Annotated in this window: 11 protein-coding genes; 3 read left to right on the forward strand and 8 right to left on the reverse strand. The window is 58.3% G+C overall.

Annotation, left to right across the window (positions count from 1 at the left end):
* Positions 1–96 precede the first annotated feature (96 nt).
* The 8 genes from B3F77_RS17455 to B3F77_RS17490 form a co-directional block, all read right to left on the reverse strand.
* Positions 97–2,259: an MtrB/PioB family decaheme-associated outer membrane protein gene (locus tag B3F77_RS17455; RefSeq protein ID WP_293606180.1), complete on the reverse strand. Its 2,163-nt coding sequence runs from the start codon at positions 2,257–2,259 to the stop codon at positions 97–99.
* A gap of 16 nt (positions 2,260–2,275) precedes the next feature.
* Positions 2,276–3,211, reverse strand: coding sequence for a DmsE family decaheme c-type cytochrome (locus B3F77_RS17460; protein WP_293606181.1), 936 nt, complete (start codon positions 3,209–3,211; stop codon positions 2,276–2,278).
* A 113-nt stretch (positions 3,212–3,324) separates the two neighbouring features.
* Positions 3,325–5,832 carry an OmcA/MtrC family decaheme c-type cytochrome gene (locus tag B3F77_RS17465; RefSeq protein ID WP_293606182.1) on the reverse strand — a complete coding sequence of 836 codons (2,508 nt, stop codon included), beginning with the start codon at positions 5,830–5,832 and terminating at the stop codon, positions 3,325–3,327.
* A 700-nt stretch (positions 5,833–6,532) separates the two neighbouring features.
* Positions 6,533–7,135 carry a NapC/NirT family cytochrome c gene (locus B3F77_RS17470; protein WP_293606183.1) on the reverse strand — a complete coding sequence of 201 codons (603 nt, stop codon included), beginning with the start codon at positions 7,133–7,135 and terminating at the stop codon, positions 6,533–6,535.
* A gap of 69 nt (positions 7,136–7,204) precedes the next feature.
* Positions 7,205–7,822, reverse strand: a complete 618-nt coding sequence (locus B3F77_RS17475; protein WP_293606184.1) for a NapC/NirT family cytochrome c — start codon at positions 7,820–7,822, stop codon at positions 7,205–7,207.
* A 124-nt stretch (positions 7,823–7,946) separates the two neighbouring features.
* Positions 7,947–8,276: a c-type cytochrome gene (locus B3F77_RS17480; RefSeq protein WP_293606185.1), complete on the reverse strand. Its 330-nt coding sequence runs from the start codon at positions 8,274–8,276 to the stop codon at positions 7,947–7,949.
* 167 nt (positions 8,277–8,443) lie between these two features.
* Positions 8,444–10,438 carry a cytochrome c3 family protein gene (locus B3F77_RS17485; RefSeq protein WP_293606186.1) on the reverse strand — a complete coding sequence of 665 codons (1,995 nt, stop codon included), beginning with the start codon at positions 10,436–10,438 and terminating at the stop codon, positions 8,444–8,446.
* Positions 10,439–10,552: 114 nt separating this feature from the next.
* On the reverse strand, positions 10,553–10,918 hold the full coding sequence (locus B3F77_RS17490) for a c-type cytochrome (RefSeq protein ID WP_293606187.1): 366 nt from the start codon (positions 10,916–10,918) through the stop codon (positions 10,553–10,555).
* A 531-nt stretch (positions 10,919–11,449) separates the two neighbouring features.
* Between B3F77_RS17490 and B3F77_RS17495 the strand changes: the two genes are divergently transcribed.
* The 3 genes from B3F77_RS17495 to B3F77_RS17505 form a co-directional block, all read left to right on the forward strand.
* Entirely contained in the window at positions 11,450–12,217 is a 768-nt protein-coding gene (locus B3F77_RS17495; RefSeq protein WP_293606190.1) for an alanyl-tRNA editing protein, read from the forward strand.
* Positions 12,214–12,552 (forward strand): DUF167 domain-containing protein, encoded by a 339-nt coding sequence (locus B3F77_RS17500; RefSeq protein WP_293606188.1) that lies wholly within the window; start codon positions 12,214–12,216, stop codon positions 12,550–12,552. Before B3F77_RS17495 ends, B3F77_RS17500 begins: the two co-directional genes overlap by 4 nt.
* 191 nt (positions 12,553–12,743) lie before the next feature.
* On the forward strand, positions 12,744–13,300 hold a 557-nt coding region (locus tag B3F77_RS17505), incomplete at its 3' end, for a protein-disulfide reductase DsbD domain-containing protein (RefSeq protein WP_414703039.1).

The following is a 13,300-nucleotide window of genomic DNA, read 5'->3' on the forward strand; positions in this document are numbered from 1 at the left end:
CATCGGCCTAGCCATACCACTGCTGTGGGGCGCCCTTCTATAAGGTCTGCGCATCACAAACAGCTGGCAAACTCTCGCGATTAAATCCGCACTCCTCTATGGCAACTGGTAGATGTAGGTGATGCCTATGAAACTGACATTTTGGTTTGGGCTTTGCGTCACCGTTGTGCCGTCCGAATACGCGTACGGCACGCCGTTATAGCCCCAGGCCCAATCGTTCACGCTTGTACGCTGGTGCACGAGATCGACGCGCACTGAAGAACCTTTTTTCAACTCATACAGGCCAAACAGTTTCAGGGCGGTCTGGCGATACACGACATCTGGCAAACCACCACCATTCAGGAGCGTGCGAGCGTAGGCGCCGGCGGCAGCGTCAAGCGTTTGCGCGTAGACGCTCTTGTCGTCCACGTAGGACAGGCTGCCACCAACATGGAGCTTGTTCGTGACTTTACCGGTGGCGCCGATGGATGCGCCGAGGTTGGTGTTATCAAACGCCATCACGTACCCGGCGTAGCGCGACTGATTAAGGGTCTGGACGCCTTGGGACAGATAGCCGTTCATGGCCCAATTGGTGGACAAGGCATAGCCCCAATCGATGCTGAACTGATTCATGCGGGTGTTTTGGACGCCATAGGTGCTGGGCGCGCTGAACTTGTCCTTGCCCTCTTCGGCGCTGAACTGAAGACTCAGTTTCTCGCTGGGCTGCCAGTCGGCAAACAGCTTCACCTTGTCACGCTGGCGGTCAGCGAGCGTTGGCATGAAGATGGTACTGGACGGGAAGCTGGCGGCGGGATCGGCGACCTCGGTGATACCTGGCCCACTGTTGCCCTGCAACCAGTTCGAGCCATCGCGTCGACTACTGGAAACGCTGATCGCACCGCTCAAGTCATCTGCCAACCGGCGCCGCAGTTCGGCACGGACGCCGGCCTCCTCGGTCTTCTGACGCAGTGGGATGAAGCCCGACACCGCACTGGTCGCGGTGAAGACGCCGCGATCAATGGATTCGTAGTCTGCACCCAGGGTGCCCCGATAGTCGCTCGTGAATTGCCAGCTGGCCTGCAGCTTGCCCTGGATCTTCTTATTGGGAAGATTGAGGTTGGTGGCGGGCAAGGCAGATGCGCCTGCGCCTACGATGTTGTAATTGGCGAGCGGCGTCTGGTCGTCCCTGTCCTGGTAGCGCAGATCGGCCAGCAGTGAGAGCTTGGGTATCGGACGCGAGGTAAGGCCAATTTTGGCCAGCTTCGTATTAACCTGGCCGCCGAGATTCGTGACACCGGCAGGGGCATTGATCAGGCCGGTGCTGGCAAAGTCAGCGTTCTGCGTGGCCGTGGCGTAGCCCAACTTGACGGTGCCGCGGGTGGTGCGCGTGAAATCGTAGCTGCCGCTCAGGTCGAGCTGGTGCGCCTGGTTGTCTGGCGCCAAAGCCAGCTGCTGATTCAGGCTTAAGAAGTCGGGGCTCCCGAGGGTACCCAAACCCGGTTGAAGGGTGTCGTTGCGATTGCGATAGAACGAACCGTAGTAGCCCACGCTAAAGCGCAGCTTTTCCAGGGCATAACTTACCCGGGCTTCGACCTGGCTGTGGTTGGCGTTGATGGGCTCGGGCAGCATCAGCACCGCTCCCCCAGAAGGGGTGCCGACACATCCCGGCGTGATCAGCGGCGAGCAGATCAGGCCGAGGCCGAACAGCCGCGAACCTTCCTTGTTTTCACTCTTCAGGTCGACTGCAAACTGGAGCCTCGGGGAGATGATCTTGGTGAATCCGACCCCCAGGCTGGTTCGCTTGGTCTTCAGATCGAAATCAGCCCCACCGCCTGGAGGCACAACAACCACCTGCGGCGTCGTCGAACCGGCTCCAAGCAGGCCGGTATTGACCGTGTTCGGGTCGTAGCGGACCAACTCGCCGTAGTCGGCGGTGAGCTTCCAGCTGCCCGGGTTCTTCCAGACCAGGCCCAGTTCGCGCGTGTCGCCGAGCAGGTTCGAACCCTGAAACTCCACCCAGGTGGAGGTCTCCGGCTTGCGAAGGCTGTAATCGATGCCCAGCATGCCAGCGGCGCTGTGATTGCGCAAGCCGTTGTACTGGCCAAACAGCGCCCGGTCGGCGCTGGAGCCACCGACCACGCCGACGCCAGCGCTTACCGTGGTTTCCGCGGTTTTGGTTTCGTCGGCATCGGTCTGCGCCTGCACGGGAGCGAAAGCGGCACACAGCGCCAAGGCAAGCACGGTGCGATGAAAGCGAAATGATGTAAGGATAATGGTCATGATTACTCTCCGTACATCAGCGCATCAAGAGCTGTGGCGTCGGGTTTATGGTCGACGGATTGTTGGAGCCATGAACCTGCGTGTGGCAGTTCAGGCAACTGCGGCCTTGCCAGATGTTGACCGTGTTTTGGCCGCGGTTAATACTACTGGAGGGCACGCCGGGCTGGCCAGCAAGCGCACCGACGCCGGTTGCCGAGTGCGGCGAATGGCATTGCTGGCAGAGCAAGGGCGGGCGCGCCTTGAGCATGGCCGGAACCGTGGTGCCGTGCGCGTTGTGGCAGGTCGAGCAGTCTTCGGTCACAGGCTCATGCTCGTGCACGAAGGGGCCGCGTTTTTCAGCATGACAGGTGTAGCAGGTGTCGTTGATGCTGTCGCGTTTAACGAGCTTCGGACCGGCTGACCCATGCACATTGTGGCAGTCGGCGCAACTCATCTTGCCTTCGGGGACCGGATGGTGCGACGGCCGGTTCATCTGGCTACGCTGTTCCTTGTGGCAGGTATAGCAGACATCGACCTGGGTGGTCTTGGACAGCACCTTGTCGCGGTTGCCGTGTATCTTGTGGCAGGCATTGCAGGCGATATCAGCGGCATCGTGCTGGCTGCCAGCCCACATGGCGCGCTTGGCGTCCTTGTTGTGGCACGTCAGGCAGACCGCGCTGCGTTCGTTCGCAGGCAGGGTCGACTTCTTGGTGAACATCCGGTCGGGATGGGGCCGCTCGGAGACGCCGGCCGGCTTAGTTGCATGGGTTGGGCTCGGGCCGTGGCAGGTGATGCAGTCCGGCACACGTTTGTCAGCGGAAAACCCGTGCGCGGATCGGCTCATGTCCGGCAGGTCTTCTTCGTCATGGCAGGTCACGCAGAGCGCTGCCCCGGTTTCACCGGCAGCCCAGGCTGACCCGAGCAGCCCGAACAGACAGAGGCCAAAGACGGCCATTAAACGTTTGATTCGCATCCCATTTCCCTTCAAAACAGATCCCGACCCACGGCGCTGCGCTAAAGGTCCAAAGAACAAAAAAAACGGGGAGGCCGCTAATGGCCCTCCCCTGCTCATGGCCATGCCCACGGCTACTTCTGCCTGTGGACGGTAGCCACGCTCTTGACACCGCCGCTGGCGTGGCAATCGTCGCAGGACTCGGGTGGCAGGGCAGCAATTCCGGCTTGTGTCTTGTCGCCGAACGATGCGCCACCGAACGAGGTGACGTGGCTTATCACCGTCTGGCCACCGGCAGTCAAGCCGTCGTGACACGACGTGCAGGTAGCCGCCTTGGGCGAAATGACGAGCCAGTTGTTCGGGTTTGTTTCCGCGGTCGGCGGCGTTCCGACGAGCGGCTTAGCGACTACCGCACCCAGCGTGCCCAAGTCGGTCTTGTACGAGTTGTTGACGTGGCAGGCGTTGCAGTTGAGCGTGGCGTCTGGATAGGCGACCTCGGCGGCGTAGTTCTCCACCGTGCTCGCCAGCGGGGCGCCACCGGTTGCGGATGTGCCGTCCATGTTGAACGCACCGACCACGGTGTTGTCATGCGTGAACGGATAGGTACGCTTGGAGTTGCCGTGGATGCCGTGGATCATGCGCTTGAACTGGTAGGACTCATTGAGCGCCAGACCATTCGTCATGATGGTTGAGGACATCCGATTCGGGTCGTGACAGGTCACACAGGCTTCGACCGTGTTGCGGGCACCGTTGTGGAAGGCGTTGGCCAGCGTATTCGAGCCGGAGGTGGCCCCCAGCGCGCCGTGGCAGACGTTGCACTTCTCGGTGGCGACAATGGTGCGGCGCGGCAACAGGGTGCCGGTGAGCGCGAGTTCCTTGTAGGTGTGCTGCGCGAGCGTGTTCACCAGCACCGTCGGCACCTCCTCGGGCCGCGGATCGGTTGAAGCCGTCGCGCTCAACTTGTGCTCCACGACCTGGCCGATGCTGACGACGCGGGCCGTGCCTTTCGCAACCGCAGTTGCGGTGTCGTCAGGGACAGGGATGCTCACCGTGTACTGGTTGCTGCCATCGTTAGTGCCCTTATAGGCGTAGGCATTCGCGCTGCTGCCGCCGTTGTTGTAGGCCGAGAACTCGGTCGCCCCATCTGACTGGCCGACCATGTTCTGGTAGGCAAGGTAGAAGCGCAGGTTACCGAATTTGGTCGTGTTGGCACAAGTCACGGCAGGTGCTGTGCCGGTGCACTCCGAGGTCACCAGGTTGTAGGCTGTGTTGCCATTGGTCGGATCGGAGAGGAAGTACTTGACCGTCACGCTGCGGGCCTTGTGGTCAGTCGTATCGTTGAACGCGACGCTATCGATGTTCATCTTGTACTTGGCCGCGTTCGCCTCGACCTGGTTATAGTGCACGCGTTCCGGCGAAATGACAGAGCCGACCTTGTGGCAATCGGCACAGTCCGCGTTCGTCAGCGCCTTGGCTGGCGCTCCGGCCGCGACGCGTATACCGGCAACGACTGTGTGCAATGTGTCCCAGGTAGAACCAGTGCCGCTGACGTGACAGGTCAGGCAGGCCTCTTTGCTGGGCTTGGTCTTCCAGTTGTCGCCTTGCGGGGTCTTGGGATTGGCGCCCGAGTGGCACACTGTGCAATTGCGCAGGTCTTGCGGGAAACCGACGTCGGCGTAGCTGTTTTTGCTGTTGTTGTAGCCCCAGATCGTGTAGTCCTCGCCGCCGATGGCGGTAGCCTTGCTCTTGAGCAGCTTGCCGGCGTGGATCTTGTGCACCATGGTGGCCAGGTTGAGGACGTTGCCGCTGTTGGCGTCGGTGGTGCCAGGGTTGTGGCACATCACGCAGAATTGCGTATCGACGCGACCGCCGCCGTGCAAGGCCAGCTTTTGGTGACAGCCGTTGCAGGAGGCGACGTCGGTCATCTTGCGCGTCTTGGCCGGGTCGGTGACAGGCACTGAATTGCCGTTGGCATCGATGATGAAGTCGAAGTAGGGGTTGACCAGCACCGTATCGCCCGCCGCATTCTTGTAGCTCAGCTGGATGGCGACGCGATGCGTCAGACCTGGCTCAAAGGTGACCCCGTTGGTCTGGGCGACGTCCTTGATGTCGGTCTTGAAGGTGTAGGTGTAATAGCCGTCGGCGTTATAAACCAGTTGCGCCGCCAGCAGAGCCGCGTCCGTCTGCTTGCCGTCCGTCGTAGCCTGCATGGCGGTGGCCAGCGCCGGCACACCGCCCGGCCCAACACCGGCAGTCGCCGTCTCTTTTCGGTAAATATAGTTCACCCACTGGTCCGGGTCGCCATTGGCGCCGGGAACGAGCTTGGCGATGGCGAAGCTCACGTTCGTGGTGGCCAGGTCGGACTTTATCTTGCCGTCGGAAAACACCGCGAAGTTCACCTTGGGCAGACCGTTCACCGTCACGGCCGGCACGCCGGCACCCTGCACCACAGTGAAGGATGCGGATGTGTTCGTCGCCGTGTCGTTGGCCGCCACCGCGCTGGCCGCAGTGATGGCACCATTGACAGCGGCCGAAGATACCAGCTGCCCACTGCTGCCACCGCCACCGCCACCGCCACCGCAGCCTGCCATGGCAATCACCACTAAGCAGGCTGTGCCCCATCGAACCAATGAATGTTTCATTTTTTTTCCGTCGTATTCTTGTTAGACGACATGACAGGAACCGCACATTGCAACTCCTCGACCATGACCCCTGGTGTTGTTCTCGCAGGAAATAAAAGCCCGGATTGCCCGCACAGCCGTAGACCTCGTAGCACGGACCGCTCCATGACAGCCGGCGTACAGTTTGTCTTTCATTTCTACGTTATTTTCGTTTCAAATTTCAAGTATTCGAACGCAGCAAATGAACTTTGTCAATCTCCATCGGATCCAATAAAAAAATTAGCAGGCACTGGCTAGGGGTAAGCACTGATGCGCCGAGCACTATTCGGACACAATGGCCGAACTTCGAGGCTAATAGGCAGGGAAAGTGGGTAATTAATCTACATGTGCAATAACGGCGACAGCACCCCACCAATAATGGTCCAGGCCGTATAAACAACAATGACGGCAGGAACTGCGGCAAATGAGACTTTGATGAGGAACCAAATCATCGTCCTGAACTTCATGTCTAGGTCAGAGACTTCAACGGGCAGCGAACGGACAGGATCCAAGGGTATCGCCCCGCAATGAGGACAACTAGCCGCAGATTCGCTTACCTTGGCTTTGCATTCGTAGCAGTCAATTAGCACGATAACTCCTTTCGTTTCGATCATCCAGCATTGGTCAGACGAAAAATGGGAAGGCTATTGCCGGCCCCTTTTTCCCTCCGCTTGCGGCAGCCTCACTTCTTTGCCGCGTTAGCCGCGTTCAACTCCTGCGGCCCGGGACCATCGGGCTCGTTGTGGGAGATGGCGAAATGGCAGTCGATGCAGGTCAATCCCTCGGTGCGCAGTTTCTCATGCCTCGTTCGAGCCTTCTCGGTTTGTTTTTCGGGATCCATCTTGGCAGTGGTGTGGCAATGGCGGCACTCGCGCGAATCATTTTCTTTCATATAGACCCACACCCGCTTGGCCAGTTCGTAACGCTTGGCCTCGAATTTTGCCTTGGTATCGATCGAACCGGTGACGAAGTGGCCCCAAATGTCGGAAAAGATACCCAGCTTGGCGATGTAATTTGGTATGTACTGGTGGGGGACATGACAGTCGGAACAGGTGGCGCGAACCCCGGTGCGGTTTGAGTCGTGGATAGAACCCTTGTACTCCGCCGCCACGTTGACTGTCATCTCGTGGCAGGCATTGGCGCAGAAATTCTCCGAGTTGGCATAGACCATAAATGACGCGGTCGAGGCAAAAAACACCAAACCGATGGCAAGCCCCACGCCCAGCACGACAAGCGATCCGGGGCGCGAGCCCCAACTACGAATTTTCTCAAGAATTTTGGACATCTGGCCCTCCTTCTCTGATACGTGCAACGCCGATGGAAGTGCGTGGAAATCGCAGTAATAAGGTGCGCATTAAAAAATCGCCCCTTTCGATATCAGACTCTTGTCCACTTCCAATTCCTGTGGGCCAGGGCCAGCCGGCTCATCGTGAGCGATGGCGAAATGGCAGTCGATGCAGGTCAGCTTCTCCTTGCGACCCCTGGCATGCCGCAACTGGGCCTTCTCCGATTGTCTTTCGGGGTCCATTTTCGCAGCGGTGTGGCAATGGCGACATTCGCGTGAGTCATTTTCTTTCATGTAGATCCAGACTCGTTCAGCCAATTCCTGGCGCTTGTCCAAGAATTTTTCCCGCGTATCGATAGAGTGCGAGACGAAGTGTCCCCAGAGGTCGTGAACCGCGCCCATCTTGCGTATATAAAGCGGCACCGGGGAATGGGGAATATGGCAGTCGGGACAGGTGGCACGAACGCCGGTGCGGTTCTTGTCGTGAACCGTGCCCTTGTACTCCATGGCGTTGTTGTTCATTTCGTGGCAACTGGAGCTGCAAAACGCCTCCGTGCTGGTGTACACCAGAGTCGTGGCGGTCAGAATAAGAACCACGATGCTGATGGCAAATCCCGCCAGCAACACAACGAAGGTCTTTTTACCTGTACTCCACTTTCGCAGCCTTGCAAGAGATCTATAAGGCATTTGCCCATCCTCCACAAAAGACACGCATCAGCGCACGGATTGCCTACGCCTAGGTATTAAAAATCACAGCCGGACCAGCACCCACTCAGGGGTACTGGAAAGCGGGCCAATTTTTGTCTAGCTATTACTGCGACAGGATGAACTGCACTACATTGAGAATCTCGGCGGGGTCGCTGCTCTTGATCGCCCTGTGTTCTTCTTTTTTGCCGTCGACCTCGACCATGGGCTTGGTGGTGATGTGCTTGATCAGCTTGTCTTCCGCATCCGCCTTGCCCTTGTATTTCTTCGCTACTTCCTTGTAGGGTGGACCTTCTTTCTTTTTATCGATGGAGTGACATTTAAAGCAGTCGCTCTTTTTCAACAGGGCCATCGCTGCATCGGCATCCACTGCGGCGTAGGCAAACGAAGTAGTCATCAGGCCGCAAGCCATTGTCAATGTCAAAAGAATCTTCATTGTTGTCTCCTCTTATAAAAAAACAGAAAACCTCTAGCAATCGTTTGCGGTCCAGGTCGCACTACACGCCAGTCGGACAGTGGTCAATCACGCAAACGATATGCACCCTATATCAACAGTCCTTTCATCATTAGCAAAAAAACCGGGCGATTGCCCGGGCTCATTTATCAGTGGGAACCTCCAAGGAATCCGATCGTAACCAGGACCAGGAGCGTCAGACCGATGGCAAGCAGGGTCAGGCCCAGGATCTTGGAACCCAGCGTCATCGGCGCCGATGGTGCATCTTCCAGGTACTTCTCGAGTTCACCTGAATCGACCAGCCGCTTATATTGAGCCGGATGTTCGCGACGGAACTCTTCCAGCGGCTGCAAGCCAGTGAACATCACGATGTCCGGCGGCGGCAGCTTGTCGGGCCGGAAGTGGTTGTTGAAGAAATGCACCGTGAAGAGGAATACAGCCGCCAGGAAGGCTTCCTCGCCATGGATTACGGTGGCGACGTTGAACACCCAGCCCGGCAGGTATGTCGCCGTGATGTTCGGAATGGCCAGCATCAGGCCGCTGCCGCCGATGATGGCGACACCCCAGAACACCGCCCAGTAGTCGAACTTCTCGTAGTAGGTCCAGCGGTCGAAGCGCGGTTTCGGACCCTTGTCGAGGAACCACTTGAACATGCCAACCATGTCGCTGGCATCCTTCCAGTTGGGCACCAGCGAATCGGGGCCAAACCAGCGGAAGCTCTTGTCGCGCAGCAAATTCTGCATCATGTAGATGAAGTGGATCACGAAGATGCCGACGAACAGCGCGGCAGCCACCCGATGGATCAGGGCGAGACCCTGGGCGCCGCCGAGCGCCCGGGCAACGACCGGCGCCCATGTGGTATGGGAGAAGAGCGCCGCGGTACCGGTCAGCACCAGCGTCATGGTGATCAGGGCGAAGGCCAGATGGGCGATGCGCCAGCCCGTCGCAAAGCGCCGGAAGTACTTCTCGTCAGGCGGAAGATCGCCAACGTGAATGTGGGGGAAAGCTTCGCGCTCTTTGCGGTGCTTCAATTCGCGGAAATACCACAGACCGGAATGCAGCCAGAAAAAGGCGAATACGCCGATGAGCAGGGCAACCATGAATTTCGTGGCGATCCACATCTGCGGATACTTCGCGAAATCGTGGCTATTGGCATGCGGGGCGAAGGAGACAAAGCCGGCGGTCGCCAGCGCCCGTTTTTTGCCATCATGGCACTCTTGGCAGGTCTTCAGTCGATTGTCTGGATGCACCTTCGACTTGGGATCGCTCGCCGGCAGAATCCCGTGACTGCCGTGGCAGTTGAAACACTTCGCCGTCTCGCCATAGCCCAGACTCGTGACCTGACCGTGATAGGTGTCGCTGTAGGATGCGAGCCGGTCCTTGTGGCAATTGCCGCATGCATCGGTGATGAGGAGTTTGAACGAGACCAGCGAGGTATTGGTGATCTCGTGGGTGGTGTGACAACTGATGCAGCTGGGCGCCTTGGCATTGCTCTTGTCGAGAAGTTCCTTGCCATGCACTGACGAAGTGAACGTTTCGAGTTGCTCGTCGTGGCATGTTCCGCACAGGGCAGGAACCTCTTTACGCCAAGCGGCGTATTGCGGGCTCTTCTTGTCAGCTGGCACGTTGAAACTATGCGTATCGTGGCATTGGGTGCAGGTGGCCTTGGCCTGCGTCGGCTGATCCTTGTCCGGAAGGGCGTGGAACGATTTCCTGTACGCCTCTATGTTCTTGACCACGGTTTCGAGCCGCGGCTTGTCGCCGACGGTGCCAGCTTTTTTTGCCTCGTCCCACAAGGCCTCGTGACACTGCGCGCAATCGGGCGCTTTTACAGTGCTCCTCTGGTGCGGGCCGCTATCGACGATATCTGTATGGCAGGCAACGCATTCCATCTTGGCATGCACGCTCTTGCCGTACTTGTCCGAGCCGATGGCATGCAGTGAATGTTTTTTTCCGTCGGGCCCCGACATTTCAATCTTGCTTTTCTTGACGTCGTGGCAAGTCTGGCAGGTCGCGTTGTCAAGTTTTTGCGCTGCGGGCACGTTTTTTTCTATATCGGCGGCCATTGCTGGCAAGGCCGTCAAGGCCCCGGACAGGCAGAAGACCGCTGCCGTGACCCACTTCGCAAATTGACTGGTATGCATGTAAATTTTTCTTGATACTGAAATACGGCTGGTTGATCGACCGGTGCCGTCGTGAAAGAGCCTGCCTGGGCTTGATCGTCAAACCCCAGGCAGGCTCCTAATGCAAACCTGAACCTATTGTGAAAGAATCCACTGCGCCAAGTTTTTTTGCGCTTTCAGATCCTTGGTATCGATGATCTTGTGCTCTTCTTCGGTGCCGTCATCGAGCTTGACCTTCGGACCCGTGGTAATGTTTTTGATTATCTTTTCCTCACCATCGGCCTTGCCCTTGTATTTGGCGGCGACCTTCTGGTAGGAAGGACCCTTTTTGGTCTTGTCGACGGCGTGACACTTGAAACAGCCGTTCTTTTTTGCCAAGGCAATAGCCTCATCGGCATCCACGGGCGCCGCCAGAACATTGGCAGAAATGCCGATGAGCGCCATGGCGACTGGAATCATGATGTGTGTCAATTTTTTCTTGCTTGATGCGGTGAGTTTCATATCAAAGTCTTTCATATGTGATTTTACTGAGGTGTGCTTTGGGAGGAGCTTACCCCCTAGCATGAACCATGTCTACCGTGGATTCGGATGTGTTGTTGCTGTTTTATTCAAGCGAGATATTTTTTCATATTTTTTTGCAAAGGATGTTGATCCTTGTCAAAGTTCTTATAACTTGGCCTTGACGTTTAAAGCTACTACTTCATGTCGCGACCCCGTGTTTGGTGTGCACTGATCCTGCGTTTGCTGCGCTACTCTGGCGCCGCCAACTTCAAGCTCATCAAGACTTGAGTTGGAGAGGATGCCTGGAACCTCAACCGTTGGGGTAAAGAAAGATGAGGTACCTGCCATCACCAAAGAACAAATGGACAAATGGACAGGCTTCAAGTCAAGTATTGAGCCGTGCCGTTGTAGCCAGCCCGGCTGGCCGACCGGCGCCAGACCATGAGCCTGGTGGCGGCCAACCGCGAGGTGGACGGCCTGCTGCGCAAGGGCACAAGTGGGCGGCGTGAGGCATCCCGGTATTATCAAAGGATGACGCAAGACCTCTTTCGCACCGACGCTTATCTGACCGAATGCACCGCCACGGTGACGGCCATTACGCCGCAGGGCATTGTGCTGGACCGCACCGTGTTTTACCCGCTGGGTGGCGGGCAGGCCGGCGACACGGGCGTGCTGGTGCTGGCCGACGGCCGCGAGATCGCGATTATCGACACCCGCAAGGGCCAGGCGGAAGACGGCCGTTTCAATGATGAAATAGGTCATTTTCCCCCGTCGGACGTGCTCAGCCAGCTATTGAATCAGGAGCAACCACCGACTGTCAGACTGGCGGTGGGCGACACCGTGACTGCCCGCATCGACTGGGCCCGCCGTTTACGCCTGATGCGCTTTCACACCACCACCCACCTGCTGTGCCACCTGGTACCGCAGTTGGTGAACGGCTGCTCGATCACGCCCGACTATGCGCGGCTGGACTTCAACATGACCGACGCGCTGGACAAAGAGGCGCTCACTGCCGGCATTGCCCGACTGGTGGCGGCGGCCCACCCTTTGAGCGTGGGCACCATCACCGACGCAGAACTGGACGCCAACCCGGCTCTGGTGAAAAGCCTGTCGGTGCAGCCGCCGCGCGGCAGCGGCAAAATTCGCACCATCCGCATTGGCACCGAAGAACTGATCGACTTCCAGCCTTGCGGCGGCACGCATGTGGCCAACACCGCAGAGATCGGCCAGGTCATCGTCACCAAGATAGAAAAGAAATCAGCCACCACCCGCCGTGTGGTGCTGGGCTTTGGCACATGAGCCGCGGGCAGGTCAAAAACGCCACCGGCGACTCCTTTTTTGCCTGGGAGGGCGACGTTCTGGTTGTGAATATTCTGGGCAAACCGAGCGCCGCGCGCGATGCCATTGGAAAACCCAAGGGCACGCAACTCAAGGTGAGTGTGACCGCTGCCCCGGTCGCAGGCAAGGCGACCGACCACATGGTGCGCTTTCTGGCCCCCCTGTTTGGCGTGGCGGCGTCCGACATCGAAGTGGCGTTTGGCCGCATGAACGTGAACAAGCAGTTGCGCATCAAGGCGCCAAAGACGCTGCCATCGGTGTTTGCGCAGCGCTCACTTTTGCCGGACGAGGATTGAGGCGTATTTTTGGACTTTTGGGCCTTTTCATCGCCTGCCCGCACAATACAAGGTGTCGGCGCACCCCATGTCAACCCGCTTGCGCCCCAGGAACTAAAGGCGGGGCTGCCGCTCACACTATCATCATGAATTTCCACCGCCTTGTATCCGCTATAGTTTTAATAGCTGCTTGTGCCCTTTCCACAAGCGCATTGGCACAAAACAGTGTCATAAACAACGCGGATAAAGGCCCGGTTTTCACCACCGAGCAGGTTCGCGCCGAACTGCTGGCTTGGGCGCCGGAGGGCGTAGAGGCCGGCAAGCCGGTCTGGCTGGGTTTGCAGCTGGCGCACCAGCCCGAATGGCATACCTACTGGAAAAATTCCGGCGATTCCGGCCTGCCAACGCGGCTCGAATGGACACTGCCGGCAGGCATCACGGCGGGCGATATCGCCTGGCCAACCCCTAAAAAAATACGGGTTGGCACACTGGCCAACTATGGGTACGAAGACACCGTGCTGCTGCCCGTGCCGCTCACGGTAACGCCCGGCTTTAATGCCGCGCAACTTGACATCCAGCTCAAAGCCAGCTGGCTGGTCTGCAAAGAAGTATGTATTCCGCAGGATGGCGATTTTGTGCTGCAAATACCCGTCAAAGGCTCAAGCGCCCTGAGCGGCAGCGCGTTTGCCGCGGCCTTTGCCGCCAGCCCCAAGCCGCTGGGCGGCGAGGGGAGCCAGATTGAAACGGGCGCCAAAGCCGTCAAGGTGTC

The organism is Polaromonas sp. UBA4122 (genome assembly GCA_002381615.1).
In the GTDB taxonomy this organism is placed as follows: Bacteria; Pseudomonadota; Gammaproteobacteria; order Burkholderiales; family Burkholderiaceae_C; genus Polaromonas.